Source organism: Paenibacillus sp. J22P90 (assembly GCF_059692195.1).
In genome coordinates, this window is sequence record NZ_JCAUAY010000005.1 from 186,441 (window position 1) to 201,620 (window position 15,180).

Here is a 15,180-nt window from a genome sequence, read left to right on the forward strand (position 1 = left end):
TAGATTGTGATAAAATAACAAAAAGAATGTGAGTGATAAATCTATTTGGAGCGGGAGGAAAGAGATCAAATGGAAGCTTATAAAGGACTGCCTTTTGAAATACATATGTCTGAGGGTCGTGTGGTGCGAGGTGATATCTACAAAGCACGAATCGAACCAAGTCAAGGTACATTACTTCTCATGCATGGGTACAAAGGGTTCAAAAACTGGGGGATGTTCCCGCATGTAGCTAGTGAGTTAGCTGAGAGCGTGGATGTTGTTGCGTTGAATTTTTCGCATAATGGTGTTGGCGAGAATTTAATGGATTTTACGGAGTTGGACAAGTTTGCTCGTGATACTTATTCCAAAGATCTTGAGGACGTTCAGGCTGTCATTACATATATTCAAAATGAAGGAACGAGTAAGAATCCGATCTTGTTGCTAGGGCATAGCAGAGGGGCAGGTGTGAGCCTGATCTATGCATTAGATCATCCAGACGAGATTGCCGGCGTCATCAGTTGGAATGGGATTGCCCATGTGGATTTGCTCACAGCGGAAAATAAAGAGGAGATGCGGGCTACAGGCCGCTCCTATACCTTGAACGGGCGGACGAAGCAGATGATGCCGCTTGATTTTGAGATTTTAGAAGACATGGAACGGAATCAGGAGAGATTTGATATTGTTAGTCGCGTTCGTGAGGCGACCTTCCCGATAGCACTAATCCAAGGAACAGAGGATGGGGAACGGCTCATTCGAGGCTCGGAAAAATTGGTGGCTAGCCAAGCTGCGATTCAGTGGGTGAGGATTCCGGAGGGGAACCATACCTTTGGGAGTGTGCATCCTTTTCAGGGCGAGACAGTGCCGTTGAGAGAAGCGATTGATGAGACGAAACGAGTGATACGTGAGATGTTGGTGTAGGCTTTAGAACTTTCCTTGCGCAGATGAAACAGCGTGGGGGGAGTTTTTTTATTTTATGAAGTTTTTTGTATGGCATGTTATAATTGAAACATATTAATCACTAATTATCTCAATTATAATTGATGTAAATTTTTGTCATTTATGCTATAATTCAATACATCACAGGGATAAAGGAGGTATCAAGTTTGGAGAACAGTCAACTGAACCGTATGGAAGAAATGTTAGGATCTCTCATTAAAATGGTTGGGGAAAATAATAGCAGGCTGAAGACGCTTGAAGGTAAAACAGATAAATTGGAAAGTAAGGTAGATAGTTTGGAGAGTAAAGTAGATGGTTTAGAAAGTAAAGTAGATAGTTTGGAGAGTAAAGTAGATAATCAAGGAATTGATTTGAAAGATGTCAAAAGTAGTGTTAAAGAACTGATACAAGGACAAGAACGACAAGATCGTATTCTTGAAATGCTCTCGGTTAAGTCAATTGAAACGGACTCATATATAAGAGATTTTAAACGAAAATTGTAGTGAAGCTCACTCGGTAATTTGGAGTGGGCTTTATTTATTTTCATGTGTATCTGAAGAAAAATACAGATTCGAAAACTATCAAAACAAACGAAAAACCCTTACAAAGTAAGGGTTTTTCGTATGACCTGTAGTGGGCTCGAACCACTGACCCCTACCCTGTCAAGACGAAACCACTAGTTATCTGGTGTTATCTTTAATGATCAAATCACAAGAAAATCAAAGCCTTATAAGGGTTATTTCTAATAGTCATGATCTGTAGTTATCCGAAATTATTCTATGGTTCGCACCAAAATTCGCACCAATTCGCACCTACAAAACAAAAAAACGAAGCATAGTAATTATGCCCCGCTTCCCTTAGAATCTAACCATTCTGTAAAATCTTTTCCTTCTAACCATTCAGAAAATACACGTGCTGACACTTTAATTTTTGACCCAACACGAACAATATGAAATTCACCACTATTGACTAGTTCGTAGGCTTGCTTGCGACCACAGCCAAGTATCTGTTGAATATCTTTGACTTCTAAGATGTTAGGAAATTGCACTATAATTCGCCCCCAATTAACTTATTCGGGAACTAATAACGAGTAAGAAATCAATTGTGACAGCTAGTCTACGAACTTGTGAAACTATTACACACACGGACTATATATTGAAGGGAGTGTTTAGTCGCTCACTTTTATTTACTTTCATAATGACACTGACCTTAATTGGTTAGTGTCTATTTCATTTTAATGGGGTGTTTAAATGGGCTTTACAAAAAAGACATTCAAATTAGTTCGGCAACTTCATGAAATGACCCAACGTGAATTCGGGTATCAACTAGGAATTTCAGGAAGTTACGTATCTGAAATCGAACGTGGTAACCGTAGACTTACTACCGAGATTGCTGAACGTGTCAAAGATAAATTTTATTTAGCAAAGGTGATGGCTGATGAAGAAGAATAGTATCAAGCTGAATCAGATCGATTACGGCTATACGGCTACCGTGGTTCATAACGGTTTCCACTTTGAATTCAAATTTGGGGACGTAACGCAGGAAAGATGCCGTGAAGTTATACCTGAATTGGTCCGTAGGGCAAACTGTGGACCAGATAAAAGACGGTACGGGCGATGAGCAAGTTAATTAGACATGGAGAATTGACTGGTCAACAACTTGAAGCAGCAGAATATTTGTGCCTCCCTGGACGAGCGGGGTTAAGTTATGCGGAAATATCTGAACGTGTTGGGATTTCAGAAAAGCAGATGCGTAGATGGCGACAGGAACCACAGTTCCAACAGTACGTCCAAAGGAGGACCTTGGCACGGGTTGGTGAAGTTTTGCCCGATGTCATGGAAGCCATTGTGAACCGTGCATTGCAAGGCAGCGGCAAACACGGAGAATTGTTATTGAAATCCCTTGGGATTTTGAAGGATTCCCACGTCATAGAATCCAAGACTTCCAACATTGATGATCGTAGTAACGAGGCCATCATAGCTGAAATTGAAGCCCTGAAGGAACAGCTTGGGGATTTAAAGCTTTAGAGCAAATTTATATCAAAGGAGAATTTCATAATATGAACAAGGTTAGTAAGATCCGAGAACAGCTAGATCAAGCGTGGGAAATTAGAAACGGGGCTACAAACAAGTACCGTCAGTTTCAAGATCAGTACTTATATGGCAAAGCACGTATCACCAAGGAATTCAACGGAACTACCCAAGCGAAGTTACTTGATACCCACAGAAATCGTTCAATCCGTAATTTGATGTGGATGGTATCAGCGGAAAAGGCTGCCTATCGAGATCATGCAAGAACAGCACGAAAGTTAGCTGAAGGCTTAGTACATTCTGCCGTTCCTACGCCATCACAGGAACTTATTGACCGTTTCAATGCACGTTTACAAGACGTTCGTACCGAGGTCTTACTAAGCACCGTTGAAACGGGATACAAAGTGTTGTCTACTTTCCTTGGCGGCATCAAAGATCCTTATTTCTGTAACGTCATCAAAAGAGAATTCGCCAGTTTAATTACGCCTATAATCAGTGGATCTGAAGGGGCAAAATATAAGGTTGAACTGTCCAAAGTGTTCAACAACGTAAAGGATTCTAGTCTGAACCGTAGAACAGCACCAAGCATTGGAACTACTGGATGCCGCGGAGTCAATGTTAGATGCCAATCTGTACGGTGTTGCCGTGCAGGGGGCTGTTAGTCAAAACTTTGGCTACCGCATAGCAGATAACTTGGACAGCCCTGAACTGTGGTTTGCTGTAAATGAAGAAGCAGCCAAGATCCTTCCGGGGACTAATACGTCTGAAGAACGGAAACTTGATAGCCTGTTGGCCATGCAAACAAAATAGTAAGTATCATGTTTAAATGGTTTAAACGCATAGAAGCCCACACAGCGGTTAACTGCAGGGGCTTCTTGCGGTAGTTTTAACGGATCAATTTAAGAAGATTGTGTCATAGGAAATGCTATTTTAGCAATTTCCGCCATCTGTAATTCGGTTAGAGTAACCTTATTACGAAGAAGTTCAACTTGGACTTTCGGTGGCAGCTCACCAAGCTCAGCATGTAACGCAAAAAGGAACTGTATTACATTAGCTTTAAGGCAATAAAGTTCAGTCACAAGTAGAAAGTGACTTCTTTCCTTGTCCTCACGTTCCTCGTAATTTGCCATATAGAAAGCAATAGTATGATCCATACCACCTTCTACACCTGAGCCAGCAGTCTCAATATCAAAGTGAAGTGTTTCAGCACCTATACCTAGACAAGCAGCGGTGTCCATCACTTGATACATTAGCTGGTCAAACTCCAAATCTTCTTCATTGATCACATTTTCAACTACATCTTTCATTCTCGTACCTCCATGGTTTTTTAGTTTGAATTGAATGATAATTATCATTCCATATCATTCATCCATCCCAATTCCATGTCTGTTCCTTACAAAATATTAGTATCCCCATTTCAACAATATTTACACTCATGTCCCAATAATTTAATATCCCGTGCCAATTCAGCTTTCAGTAGCGTAGGTTGGCTTACCGTTATTGTTTTGTCCAACTTCTCGGAGTGTAGCTGTCACGATTTCTTGCTTTGGCGTTATTCAACGGTGGGGCTAGTCATACTTTGGTTGCCTACAAAACACCTTGGAGGAATTATTACATCATGAGTGCAGAACCTATTGTAAATCTCGATACAGGGGAAATGGGGATCTTTGTTCCATGTGGTTGGACCGTGCGATCGCCTGAGCAAACTAGAGCAGGCCGCGATTGGTATAAGCGGCAACAAGAAAAGCGAAGTCGTGAAAACAAACCCAAGTTCACGTTTTCTGACATGGAACGAATGAAAGAAATAATTGGACGAATCGAAGACAATCATCTAGGCTACTTGCTGTTCCTTCAGACGTACATCAACAGGGATACGAACATCCTAGTGAAAGGTAGGGAACAACGTCCCATGTCTCGGGCTAAGATCAAGGAAGTCATGGGGCTAGGGGATACTGCCTTTCGAGAGTTCTTCAAAGCAATGACGGAAAACGGGATCATCACTGAAGACTTAGATACGGGGGCATTTATTGTATCTAGCGTTTATCATTTCCGTGGTGCGGTTGCTGATGGAAGAAAGGTCATCAAAAGCTACATCACCAATACACGTGAACTCTACAGTGAGCGCAAAGCCACTGAACTAGGCTATCTATACCGTTTGCTTCCTTACGTCCATCTAAAAGACAATGTCATTTGTCATAATCCCTTTGAAACTAACCCAGCAAAAGTACATGCTATGAATGCAGGTGAAATAGCCAAAATACTTGGGATCAATACTGGATCATTGTCTAGGATCATCAAGAAGATGACGCTAAACGGTATGCATGTATTTGGGGAATTCAGACGGGGTGGGACGGAGAAGATGTTTTTAGTCAATCCATGTATTTGTAACCGTGGGGAATACCCTGAACCTGTTCTGCTAACGATGTTCTTGTGTAAGAAAGAATAAACCATACTTCACAATTTGCGCGGGGGTACTTCACAATTCGTGCGGGTCAATAAACGGCTGAAACGCAGTCCCAGTAAGGGTTACAGCGTTTTAGTCGTGATATTTTCTATTAGTATATACAGATATGAATTGATTCCTAGGATCAGTAACATGTCAAAGATAAAGGGACAAGATCAAAAGCAAAACCGCCTACCGGCGGGGTGCTTCCCTTCGGTCAGCACCGCAATAATGATAACACCCTTCCTGTTACGTCTAAAATCTATACGTCCTAAGAAACAGGGAAAAAGAAGTGTTGGCGACCGTAGGGAGCGGATGCCGTTAGGCAGCCTTAGTATTTGTTCATAAAGTAAATACCATGTAGGCAGCCCGGAAAATACGTTTTGAGGGGTGCCCACTTGGTATCATTAATTAGGCCCACATTGGAATACTAATATTTATGTTGATTTTTCCATTGTTTAATCTACGAAAAACTGTTTTACAAAAACTCCTTCATAATAAAAAGCATCATCTTCGATTGGTTGTGTATAATATCCAGGGCCATCTGTTATGTAGTTTTTAAAGTTTTCTTTCCATTCTTTCCAAGGATGATTACCTGCATTGGCTATAAAGTATTCAATTCGACGTTCTATATTCGAGCTTTGAGTATCATTTACAATCATAGTGATTTTATTTATTATGTGGCGATGATAAGAATGTCTTACTTCATGAGCTACAGTTGTAGCTATTAAAATCCCATCTCGAGATAAAGAATCTCTATTGATAGATATTCTATTTTCATCTGGGTTATAACTTCCATGAGCATTAGCAATCTTAACTAATACAACACTTGGCTTTTCTTCAATATTAAATGTATCACATAAAAAATCTACGAGTTCAATAATCCTTTCATTGATTTCTTTCTCACTTAAACTGTCCATAGCTGTGAACTCAAATCTTTTACCTAAAGCTCTGCACTTGTCTTTCTTGATTTTAACTATCTCTTCAAATAAGTTCATACGTTCGCCTCGATTTCATAATTGGTATTTTTATACTCTACCATTTCTTATTTGAATAAAAAACAATAAAATAAATAGTTGCTTCTTCTGACAGTAACAGATAATTTGGAATATATGCCCATTAAGCCATTGTAGTAAGTACGCTAATCGTGCCGAATATGTCCCATTTGAAAGTTCTCCCTATCTGGAAGACTGGCAATTAGGAAATGGCCATCCCTTGGAACTGCAAAGACCCCACCTACCCTTTTCGGGAAAGATGGGGTCTTCCTGTGTTAGTTTGGGAACACCACAGGAATTACAATGAACGGATATTAAGCATAGCACAATGATCCAATTAGTGTCTATCCTAGATTACTGCTTCAGCTTCCAGTTCCCCACGGTACAAAGCTTCACGGTCATAGATCCGCTTGATCTGCATTGCTGTAAACCGTTTGCTGTCCCTAGTCGTGAATCCTTCTGTATTGATCTTGTCTGCTATGGCAGCCAGCGTACCCGTCCCTTTCAGCTGAAAGACCCTACGCACCGTCTGAACCTTGTTTTGATCCACGTAAAGCTGTTTTGTGCCCTTTTCACTGTAGTATCCAAGGGGAGACTGACCACCAATGAATCCACCTTGTTTACGTTTAGCCATGCGTCCAGATAATATCCGCTGTGTGATCCGTTGCTTCTCGAACTGTGCGAAGGCTCCCATCATCTGCCGCATGAGTTCCATTTCAGGTGACTTTCCGCTGAATGGTTCACGGACAGACAGGACTTCTACGTTCTTAACGGCTAGTTCTTTCTCTATGTAGAGCTGCCCAAATAGGTCGCGGCTCAGACGGTCATACTTGGCTACTATGACCTTCACGAAGCCACCAGCGTCCAAAAGGTCTATCAATACTGGACGTTCTAATGTAGCCCCTGATACACCTTCCTCAGCGTAGATGTGGATCAGATCAAATCCTTGCATCTTACAGTATTCTTCTATGTCTTCACGTTGAACCTGTAGTCCGAAACCATCAACCTGTTCATCCGTGCTAACCCGCATATAACCCACTACTTTCATGTGTAACCCCCTTAGCGAATAACGCTTGTGTTCATAACTGTTATGGTGGTTATTTTATCGCATAGGGAAGGATCATTGAGCCCCCTATTTAAGGCCCTACCCCATGGGGAGCACCCCCATCATTTTCCAATACCAAGGCAACAGAATGTCCGTGAAGTAAAAAAGAGCTTTGGAAAAAAATGAAATTTGAATTCTAACTGTTCTGCGATACGAGTTTTTCCAATCTCTATAACCGTTGGATCCGTATATCAATCGCCGCGAATTTCTGCTACTTCCATCAAGCGGAGGCTAATAAGCTTGATAATTAGAGATGAATTTTCGCTTGCAAATTTATCAAGATGTTGCTAATATGTAAATACAAACAGGTGATGATGTACAGATGATCAGGTTTATCTGTAGAAAGTGGAAAGGAGAGGGACAGTCATGAATGTGGATGAGGATTATGTAGATTTTTTCAAGATCAATAAGAAGTACGGCGGTTATCGAAACAATACGACCTTCCAACGCTTATATACTTGGCTCGCCAGTGCACACCAAGTTCAGCACATGATGAATGCATGCACTTTTAAAAGATCTGCTTTGGAAGGCATCGTGGTCGAACTGGAGCAGAAGTTTCCGCCAAACGAAGAACTGAATATTCCCGATAATCAGTTCGTGAAGCAGATGGTAGGAACCGCGATCAAGCATATTTTGAACCAATACGGTTTCGTTCAAACCGTCTCCAAGTCGGTAATGGGAAGCGATTGGTTTAAAAATGCAACCCATTACGAATACGATGAGAAATCGAAGAAAACTAAACGTCTTAAGCTGGAGCCCGTGATTGAATGTTTGTCCTAAACTAATACCATAGGAGGAATGAGAAATGAGTACTAATTTTGATGATGTCATTCATAACATGGGGCTATGGGAACTGCCTCGGAAGGTATCGAATCGCCTGATTGAATTGGATACTCCTGGATATCTAAGCAATACAAAGCCAAATAGTTGTGGGAATCGATTTAATTATCGCCCAAAACAAAAAAAACACTCCCAAAATCATTGCGGTGACAAAGAATTTGCCTTTCACTTCAGATTTGAAAAATTCCAGACTTTAAATGACAACGACAAAGTATTCATCAGTTACAGAGCAAACGATGCACAGTTTATTCAAAGTCATCCTGAATTAGCTAATTTTTTCGAAAATATTTCAGGTGAAGCAATCGAACTGAGGAATGCCAACGGATCACTTTGGGGACTGATGAAGAAAATAACAGAGGATAATGTAGACTACATTGTCGATACCATTCTTAGTCTGGTCGCCTATGACCCAGCCATGGAAGCAGCTATTATTAACGATTTGTTATCCAAAGTTCCCCAGACAGTGTGGGAAGGTCTATAATTAAAAGAAAGCAGAGTTGGAAACAATCCAGCTCTGCTTTGTTATTTTTTTTCCTTGTCCGGTCAAACAGAAAACAAAGGCATCGATCCAACAATTCCTGTTCCAACGAAAGTGTTAGGCAAATAACAAGTTTCATAGAACCCGAATTAAAGTAATATACCAGCAGCAAAAGCTCCAACGTCGTGAAAGGCTCTACGCCGTGTAAGCCGTCAGACGATGATGAGATTAGTGGTATCGTGGTCAATCTGGATCAGTTGGAAAGACAGATCCAAGGTGAAGTGCCTTACAGGAATGGCTTGGATCCTGCTTGCCGAGATTGTTGGGGCTACGGTGGGGGACAGCTAAGACCGCATCAACTGGCTGCCCCAGGGTACAGCGTACCAACTAAAAAAGGCCTCCCTCGATGGAGAAGCCTTGGTTTCTTGCGATATTTTTTTGGAAATTCAGATTCATTTTCCTTTGCGGCTTACGGCATTAGAAATCTTACCTGCCGTATGTGCAACGTCAAGTACCTTCTCCGCGGCTTTCAAAGGTGCTTGACCGGTCTGAAAATTGAATGTTCTCCATCCAAAACTGACTGGTTTAGGACTTTTTATTGCTTGATTAAGCAAATATGTCCCACAAAAAATCCCACCACCAATAAGGAATGTTGCTTGAGTTGGATTTTTCTCAGCCCATGCTACCAATCTTTCGAGCAAATTCTTTTCCTTTACTGAACTCTCCATTGTTCTTCCATTCCTCCCTTATTTTCTTAAGGTTTATGGATGGCACGCTATCATCAATTGCCGTACCGATCCTTGTGTGGTATATACGACCGGAATTTAAATAAGTTCCAAGGTTGTCCAAACTTTTTTTCAAGGGGTGGGCCTTCAGCCATTCTCCCTCACCTCGAACCGTCCTTCAAAACTCTTAAACACCTTCAGCCGCGGTTGCTGATCCAAGTTACCTTCAGCTTCCCGTAATGCGTACGCCCAAGGTGCATACAGTTCTGTCAGCCCTCGTAAGGCTTCAGCGGTATCAGCGTTACTAAGCATGACGTAACGTAAACGGTACTTGGAATCACCCGTTTCTACGTACTGTTTGTAGTCAGCCCTTGCTATTTCAAGGATGTCAGCGTCTACAACTATGAATTCCATTTCAGTACCTCCCTAATCGCTTTACCATTTAGGTACATTATTTCTATCCTGCCTAGCTCTGTTTTGGGGTCATAACTTTTGTAATAGTTCAGACGATAGTCCATTTCCATTTTAGATCCATTACTCAAAACAGTCCATTTTCCTGTTTCTGTTTTCAACGGTTTACCCAAAATTTGAACAATTTCGTCTTCTGACTTACGTGCTACCTGGTTAACGTCTATTACCATCTTAGCTTTAGTTTCAGCTTCTGCTTTAGCCTTGGCTTCCTGTTCTGCCTTTGCCTTAGCTTCTTGATCTGCTTTGACTTTGGCTTCCTGATCTGCCTTGGTTCTAGCTTCAGCCGCTTGTATTTTTGCTTGATCATCAGGAGAAACAGTTGCAACAGGTGCAGGAGTCGCTATTACTGCTTTAGGTGCTGTATCACTACTTGTGCATGCAGGAATGATGGACAGTGTTATAGCTGTTGCGGTAATTACAGGTATGTAAAGTAGTTCTCTGTGCTTTGTAGTTTTTCACAATGCAATGATGCCCCTTTTCTCTAGTTTGTTTGTAAAGATACGGAAACTATGAATTGCCAACCATTATTCAACCGATCAGAATCATACAATATGAAAGATTTGCTTACAAGAAAATACTTTCATCTATGGGTAATAAAGTAATTTGCGAACATTCCGCGAAAACTGTCACGAATTCAAAGATAAAAGTTATTAGATGGGCAGACACCCGATAACGGTTGCGATACATTTGATCTAGTAACCGTTGTCGGTTGGAAGGGGTGACTATCATACTATGTTTGAAGAAATCATGGATACGTCCGAAGCCGCGAAGAAATGGGGCTTATCACAGGATCATGTAAAACTACTTTGTCGTGAAGGTAAGCTAATCTGTAAGAAATTCGGCAAGTCCTACATTCTAATTCGTAATCAACCAAATCCATCAGTAAGATCATCCAAGGAGGAACAAAATCATGCCCGTCTATAAAAATCAATCCGCACAAACTAAAGCGTGGTTCTTTGAAATTAACTTTGTAGATGAATCAGGGAAGTATAAGAAGAAAAAGAAACGGGGTTTTTCCACGAAGAAAGAAGCCGAGGTGGCAATGGCTAAGATGCAAACAGAACTAAACAGCGGTACCTACGTAAAGCCTTCAAAGTCACTTTATTCTGATTACATGCAGGAATGGTTGAAGGACAAGGCGACTCGTGTTAAAAGGACAACCCTTGGTACTTATGCAAGTTTAGTGAATAACAATGTAATTCCGCTACTTGGGAACATTGAAATTTCCAAGCTTACACCGCGGCATTTACAAGACGCCTATAATGCCTTGTATTCTGAAGGTAAGCTGTCAGATGAATACATTCAAAAGATTCATGTTATCATCAATGATTCCCTAAACAAAGCATTGAAATGGGGGTTAGTTTCTAAGAACGTAGCCGCGCTAGTTGATAGGCCAAAAGCAGCGACTAAAGAAAGGTCAGTATGGGAATTAACTGAAGCCCACACCTTTCTAAAGGCTGCGGAAAAGGACAGGTATTACGTTGCATTTCTATTGGCAATAACAACGGGAATGCGTCAAGGTGAAATACTAGGGCTTCGTTGGAAGGATGTAGATTTAGAGAAGGGCATATTAGCCATTTCCCAAACGCTAAGTCATGATGGGAAGGAACTAACCGCTGGGGCAAAGACTAAAAGCAGTGTTAGGACAGTAGCCATAGACAGTGATACCGTCAAAGCATTGGAGATTTTAGAGAAACGCACAAGACTTGAAATACGGCAAACAGATCCATTGATGTATACGGACAATGATCTGGTCATTTGTACAACGCTTGGTACGCCAGTAACGCCTAGGAATCTAATGCGTACTTTTTACCGACTAACCGCTAAAGCTAAAGTAAGTCAGATCCGCTTCCATGATCTACGCCATAGCCATGCAACCATGTTACTTAAGGAGAACGTCAATCCTAAAATAGTAGCTGAACGTCTTGGTTGGGCGAACGTGAAGATGATGGACCGCTACGCACATGTATTACCTAATATGCAGAAAGATACAGCAGACACCTTTGGCAAGATGTTTTACAGCCAAAAGGTTGCCCAATAAGTAATAAGTCATTCGCTCCAAATTCGCTCCAAAAGGCATATTAGATACCTACACTTGAATAAGAACAAATAAAAAACCCTTGAATTATCAAGGGTTTTTCTGTATGACCTGTAGTGGGCTCGAACCACTGACCCCTACCCTGTCAAGATAGTGCTCTCCCAGCTGAGCTAACAAGTCGCTTATGGATACATTTAGTAATATACCAAGAATTCGAGAGATTGTCAATTGATGGGTAACTTACTTTTGCCAGAAAAAAATCAGCTTAAGAAGATTTGAGTAAGGTTTTCTTTTTCTTTTGGAGCGTGGAATAAAAGCAGTATTGTAGTCAACTGTGATTGAAGAATCAGTGTCATTTGCAAGTAAGAGGGAAAGCTCTTCCTCTGTAACCCCTTGTGTTGTCATCGTAGTTGTTCAGCCTCTCTGGTGATGAATCTGAGCTAAATGTACCATATTTTGCTGGTGTTTCCTAGTATAGCTTTCATCTTGCGTGAATTTATGGTAACTTGAGATCATTAGAATTTGGGAGGAAAAAAGGAAATGACGAAACAACAGCATCGTTGGAATTTGCGTTTGAAGAGTAGTAATGTGTATTTAGGTACTGTGTATCTTGGCGATCCACTACCTGAAGTGGAAGATGTGATCATGATCGGTGAGAAGAAATATACGATTCTTGAGCTTGGAAGCACACGTGATGCAAGTGATGTGTTTGTTGAAGAGGTTAAGAAGAAGTAAGTAAAGAATGAAGGAGCTGATCAATTGATCGGCTCCTTATTTTTTTATGTGATGTGATATAAGGACGCAAGGCAATCAACAAACATTTTGTTATATTCTTCGCGGGATAGGTCTTGGCTGCAGGCAATGTCTCTCCCTAAAAATTGAAACCAAGTGATTTCAGTTAAGTTTTTTTTGTAGAAAAACTTGTCGTGCTGAATTAGGAAGGTATCATTTTCGAAAAAAGGTACGTTGTCAAATTGTAGAGCAGGTTCGTTCTGTTTCTCGCTTACTAATGTGGCCAGTAAAATTAACATGCGGAAAGGATCGCGGTAAATTTCATATTGCGTGGTCATCGGTTCAACACTCCCTTTTTCGGATATCCGAGCAAGGTAATCATACTAAAACAAGAGGATTAATTATAGATGTTTAGGGAATCTCGTGTGGAAATTGAAGGAAAATCGGAGGAATTTGAAGGGAATAGAAAAAAGACTGAAGGTCACTCTAAGGAGGATCGAGTGATTCAGTCTTTTTTGAGCTTGCTCCTACATCAAAGGATTAGCGTTTGTAGCCGCCGAGAGATTGTTCAGCCATTTGCACTAATCTTTTTGTGATGTTGCCACCGATTGAGCCAGCATCACGTGTTGCCAAATTGCCGTTGTAACCAGAAGGGGAGAGAGGGACACCAATTTCCTGAGCGACTTCAAACTTCATTTGGTCAAGTGCTGCCTTTGCTTCTTGTACGACTAAAGTGTTTGATCTGTTAGCCATTCAAAATCATCTCCTTTTATTTGGTACACCAGTATTATTTGAATGTTCAGAATATTTATTCGTAAAATTTAAAAAAATTTATTTAAAATCAATAAACCCCCAACGGAAACCGTTGAGGGGGATATTTGTTATATTAAGATAGCGTTTTCATTATTCTTCATTGGATTGTTCGCTTTCTTCCTCTGCAGCTGCTGCTTCTTCGATCGCCTCTGCGATCTCTTCTTCAGCCTCTTGGTTCACCACTTCTTCTGTGGATTCAGCAGAGATTTCTTCTTCATTTTGTGCTACTACTTCTTCCTCTTGGCTCATTTTGGTCACCTCCTCTGATACGTATAGTAACATTGTATCAGTTCTAATAGGTTATACAAGTAGGTTGGAAGCGTTATGAATAGATTTAATGAAATCTTGATTTAATTGTCGTTCTTTAGGAGGGAATTGCTGCAGAACAAGTCGAAATAGTACGGAAAACCGAGTGTTTTCGCGGCTTTCAGCGTTTGTGCATGTTTTGTTTTTCTATGAATATAAATGAGGCTATACACCAATATTTCTTTCATTACGAAGCTGAGTTTCTATGAAAACTCTTTAGGAGGAATCCGAATGAATCGGTCGGATGTTATTTTAGAGCTACAACTTGTACCAGAATTATTAAAGCAAGCAGAAGCTATTTATGTCGATGCTGTATCAGAATTGAACTGGGCGAAGCATATGCTTCTATCCAAAGAGTATGAGGTCATTGGGGAAGGTCACGTTACCGGTAAGAATGAGCTACAAAGACAAGCCGAATTATGGCCTTACACGAAAGATTTACAGAAGCAGGTTCTACAAATGGAGGATGCCGTTGAACATACGAAGGTTGAGTTTAATTTCTATAAACGTAAATTAGAAAATCTGCAAATCATCGCGAAGCTCATGACTATTTTATAATTGAATGAATATGAACGAACAAAAAATGCCTGTAATCGAATCGATTACAGGCATTTTTTGTTGGACAATCGGACGTTTTTGAAAATTTGTTAGTTGACATGCGGTTACAGTGAGAAGCAGTTGCGCATCCTAAGGGTAGAATATACCAATGTGTGGTTTTACAGGAGGATTGTAGACAATGAAATCATTACAACTGATGGTGGCGGCGACGTTGAGTCTCGCTATGCTGACAGGTTGCTCAGCAGCCCGAAGCACCTCTGTATCCGAGGCCACTTCACCTGCTGATACGGTCAGCGTTGCGCTTCTTGGAGCCAACAATCAATCGGTCGGAACAGCGCAGCTTAAGGCTGTCAAAGACGGTGTTCAATTCGATGTGCAGGTTAGCGGGCTTTCTCCCGGTGTACATGGCTTGCACATTCATGAGAAAGCTATATGCGAAGCACCAACGTTTGATTCGGCTGGTGGGCATTTTAATCCACATAAGAAGGAACATGGTTTCTTAAACCCCAAAGGGGCTCACGCGGGGGATTTGCCTAATCTAATCGTAGATGCACAAGGCAATGGGAAGTTCAGCGCTGTAACGAAGGCAGTCGTACTGGATAAGGACAAGCCGAATTCACTTTTTAAACCGGAAGGTTCAAGTGTGGTTATTCATGAGAAGGCAGATGATCTGAAGACGGATCCGTCGGGTAACTCGGGTAAACGGATTGCTTGCGGTGCTGTGAAATAAG

Annotated in this window: 26 protein-coding genes and 1 tRNA gene; 15 read left to right on the top strand and 12 right to left on the bottom strand. The window is 41.1% G+C overall.

Annotated elements, in window-relative coordinates; translation table 11 throughout:
* Positions 1–69: 69 nt before the first annotated feature.
* Complete coding sequence (locus tag AC58UX_RS18180; protein ID WP_497255212.1) at positions 70–897, top strand: alpha/beta hydrolase family protein; 828 nt, start codon at positions 70–72, stop codon at positions 895–897.
* Between the two features lie 185 nt (positions 898–1,082).
* Complete coding sequence (locus tag AC58UX_RS18185) at positions 1,083–1,418, top strand: hypothetical protein (protein WP_497255214.1); 336 nt, start codon at positions 1,083–1,085, stop codon at positions 1,416–1,418.
* Between the two features lie 338 nt (positions 1,419–1,756).
* On the opposite strand, the gene AC58UX_RS18190 is transcribed toward AC58UX_RS18185, so the two are convergent.
* Complete coding sequence (locus AC58UX_RS18190) at positions 1,757–1,963, bottom strand: helix-turn-helix domain-containing protein (RefSeq protein WP_497255216.1); 207 nt, start codon at positions 1,961–1,963, stop codon at positions 1,757–1,759.
* A 202-nt stretch (positions 1,964–2,165) separates the two neighbouring features.
* Here AC58UX_RS18190 and AC58UX_RS18195 point away from each other — a divergent pair, with 202 nt between their 5' ends.
* The 4 genes from AC58UX_RS18195 to AC58UX_RS18210 are packed head-to-tail and all read left to right on the top strand — an operon-like array spanning position 2,166 to position 3,607.
* The gene (locus AC58UX_RS18195; protein ID WP_497255218.1) at positions 2,166–2,366 is read left to right on the top strand and encodes a helix-turn-helix domain-containing protein; all 201 of its coding nucleotides are present in this window, start codon (positions 2,166–2,168) and stop codon (positions 2,364–2,366) included.
* Positions 2,353–2,535, top strand: coding sequence for a hypothetical protein (locus tag AC58UX_RS18200; RefSeq protein ID WP_497255220.1), 183 nt, complete (start codon positions 2,353–2,355; stop codon positions 2,533–2,535). Before AC58UX_RS18195 ends, AC58UX_RS18200 begins: the two co-directional genes overlap by 14 nt.
* Positions 2,532–2,942 carry a phBC6A51 family helix-turn-helix protein gene (locus tag AC58UX_RS18205; RefSeq protein ID WP_497255222.1) on the top strand — a complete coding sequence of 137 codons (411 nt, stop codon included), beginning with the start codon at positions 2,532–2,534 and terminating at the stop codon, positions 2,940–2,942. Before AC58UX_RS18200 ends, AC58UX_RS18205 begins: the two co-directional genes overlap by 4 nt.
* A 32-nt stretch (positions 2,943–2,974) precedes the next feature.
* Positions 2,975–3,607, top strand: coding sequence for a hypothetical protein (locus AC58UX_RS18210; protein ID WP_497255224.1), 633 nt, complete (start codon positions 2,975–2,977; stop codon positions 3,605–3,607).
* Between the two features lie 237 nt (positions 3,608–3,844).
* On the opposite strand, the gene AC58UX_RS18215 is transcribed toward AC58UX_RS18210, so the two are convergent.
* On the bottom strand, positions 3,845–4,252 hold the full coding sequence (locus AC58UX_RS18215; RefSeq protein WP_497255226.1) for a hypothetical protein: 408 nt from the start codon (positions 4,250–4,252) through the stop codon (positions 3,845–3,847).
* Between the two features lie 311 nt (positions 4,253–4,563).
* Between AC58UX_RS18215 and AC58UX_RS18220 the strand changes: the two genes are divergently transcribed.
* Positions 4,564–5,391, top strand: coding sequence for a hypothetical protein (locus AC58UX_RS18220; RefSeq protein WP_497255228.1), 828 nt, complete (start codon positions 4,564–4,566; stop codon positions 5,389–5,391).
* Positions 5,392–5,846: 455 nt separating this feature from the next.
* On the opposite strand, the gene AC58UX_RS18225 is transcribed toward AC58UX_RS18220, so the two are convergent.
* Complete coding sequence (locus AC58UX_RS18225) at positions 5,847–6,386, bottom strand: hypothetical protein (RefSeq protein WP_497255230.1); 540 nt, start codon at positions 6,384–6,386, stop codon at positions 5,847–5,849.
* Between the two features lie 346 nt (positions 6,387–6,732).
* On the bottom strand, positions 6,733–7,431 hold the full coding sequence (locus AC58UX_RS18230) for a recombinase family protein (RefSeq protein ID WP_497255232.1): 699 nt from the start codon (positions 7,429–7,431) through the stop codon (positions 6,733–6,735).
* 423 nt (positions 7,432–7,854) lie between these two features.
* Here AC58UX_RS18230 and AC58UX_RS18235 point away from each other — a divergent pair, with 423 nt between their 5' ends.
* The 3 genes from AC58UX_RS18235 to AC58UX_RS18245 all read left to right on the top strand — a co-directional run bounded on the left by AC58UX_RS18235 (position 7,855) and on the right by AC58UX_RS18245 (position 9,154).
* Positions 7,855–8,268, top strand: a complete 414-nt coding sequence (locus tag AC58UX_RS18235) for a hypothetical protein (RefSeq protein ID WP_497255234.1) — start codon at positions 7,855–7,857, stop codon at positions 8,266–8,268.
* A 25-nt stretch (positions 8,269–8,293) separates the two neighbouring features.
* The gene (locus AC58UX_RS18240) at positions 8,294–8,809 is read left to right on the top strand and encodes a hypothetical protein (RefSeq protein WP_497255236.1); all 516 of its coding nucleotides are present in this window, start codon (positions 8,294–8,296) and stop codon (positions 8,807–8,809) included.
* 216 nt (positions 8,810–9,025) lie between these two features.
* A complete protein-coding gene (locus AC58UX_RS18245; RefSeq protein WP_497255238.1) occupies positions 9,026–9,154 on the top strand; it encodes a hypothetical protein in 129 nt (42 codons plus the stop codon).
* 104 nt (positions 9,155–9,258) lie between these two features.
* On the opposite strand, the gene AC58UX_RS18250 is transcribed toward AC58UX_RS18245, so the two are convergent.
* The 3 genes from AC58UX_RS18250 to AC58UX_RS18260 all read right to left on the bottom strand — a co-directional run bounded on the left by AC58UX_RS18250 (position 9,259) and on the right by AC58UX_RS18260 (position 10,172).
* Complete coding sequence (locus AC58UX_RS18250) at positions 9,259–9,534, bottom strand: hypothetical protein (protein ID WP_497255240.1); 276 nt, start codon at positions 9,532–9,534, stop codon at positions 9,259–9,261.
* 144 nt (positions 9,535–9,678) lie between these two features.
* On the bottom strand, positions 9,679–9,945 hold the full coding sequence (locus AC58UX_RS18255) for a hypothetical protein (protein ID WP_497255242.1): 267 nt from the start codon (positions 9,943–9,945) through the stop codon (positions 9,679–9,681).
* Positions 9,933–10,172 (bottom strand): hypothetical protein, encoded by a 240-nt coding sequence (locus AC58UX_RS18260; RefSeq protein WP_497255244.1) that lies wholly within the window; start codon positions 10,170–10,172, stop codon positions 9,933–9,935. Before AC58UX_RS18260 ends, AC58UX_RS18255 begins: the two co-directional genes overlap by 13 nt.
* A 562-nt stretch (positions 10,173–10,734) precedes the next feature.
* On the opposite strand from AC58UX_RS18260, the gene AC58UX_RS18265 reads away from it, so the two are divergent.
* Positions 10,735–10,926: a helix-turn-helix domain-containing protein gene (locus AC58UX_RS18265; RefSeq protein ID WP_497255246.1), complete on the top strand. Its 192-nt coding sequence runs from the start codon at positions 10,735–10,737 to the stop codon at positions 10,924–10,926.
* Complete coding sequence (locus tag AC58UX_RS18270; RefSeq protein ID WP_497255248.1) at positions 10,913–12,043, top strand: site-specific integrase; 1,131 nt, start codon at positions 10,913–10,915, stop codon at positions 12,041–12,043. The genes AC58UX_RS18265 and AC58UX_RS18270 overlap by 14 nt, the downstream gene beginning before the upstream one ends.
* Positions 12,044–12,147: 104 nt before the next feature.
* Here the strand turns inward: AC58UX_RS18270 and AC58UX_RS18275 are convergent.
* Positions 12,148–12,220, bottom strand: a tRNA-Val gene (locus AC58UX_RS18275).
* 60 nt (positions 12,221–12,280) lie between these two features.
* Positions 12,281–12,445, bottom strand: coding sequence for a hypothetical protein (locus AC58UX_RS18280; RefSeq protein WP_497255250.1), 165 nt, complete (start codon positions 12,443–12,445; stop codon positions 12,281–12,283).
* 135 nt (positions 12,446–12,580) lie between these two features.
* Between AC58UX_RS18280 and AC58UX_RS18285 the strand changes: the two genes are divergently transcribed.
* Positions 12,581–12,775, top strand: coding sequence for a hypothetical protein (locus AC58UX_RS18285; RefSeq protein ID WP_028558119.1), 195 nt, complete (start codon positions 12,581–12,583; stop codon positions 12,773–12,775).
* A 44-nt stretch (positions 12,776–12,819) separates the two neighbouring features.
* On the opposite strand, the gene AC58UX_RS18290 is transcribed toward AC58UX_RS18285, so the two are convergent.
* The 3 genes from AC58UX_RS18290 to AC58UX_RS18300 form a co-directional block, all read right to left on the bottom strand.
* Complete coding sequence (locus AC58UX_RS18290) at positions 12,820–13,110, bottom strand: hypothetical protein (protein WP_497255252.1); 291 nt, start codon at positions 13,108–13,110, stop codon at positions 12,820–12,822.
* Positions 13,111–13,312: 202 nt separating this feature from the next.
* The gene (locus tag AC58UX_RS18295; protein ID WP_497255254.1) at positions 13,313–13,525 is read right to left on the bottom strand and encodes an alpha/beta-type small acid-soluble spore protein; all 213 of its coding nucleotides are present in this window, start codon (positions 13,523–13,525) and stop codon (positions 13,313–13,315) included.
* 150 nt (positions 13,526–13,675) lie between these two features.
* Complete coding sequence (locus tag AC58UX_RS18300) at positions 13,676–13,834, bottom strand: hypothetical protein (RefSeq protein ID WP_497255256.1); 159 nt, start codon at positions 13,832–13,834, stop codon at positions 13,676–13,678.
* A 288-nt stretch (positions 13,835–14,122) separates the two neighbouring features.
* Here AC58UX_RS18300 and AC58UX_RS18305 point away from each other — a divergent pair, with 288 nt between their 5' ends.
* Positions 14,123–14,449: a hypothetical protein gene (locus AC58UX_RS18305; RefSeq protein WP_497255258.1), complete on the top strand. Its 327-nt coding sequence runs from the start codon at positions 14,123–14,125 to the stop codon at positions 14,447–14,449.
* 178 nt (positions 14,450–14,627) lie between these two features.
* Positions 14,628–15,179: a superoxide dismutase family protein gene (locus AC58UX_RS18310; RefSeq protein ID WP_497255260.1), complete on the top strand. Its 552-nt coding sequence runs from the start codon at positions 14,628–14,630 to the stop codon at positions 15,177–15,179.
* Position 15,180: the final 1 nt, after the last annotated feature.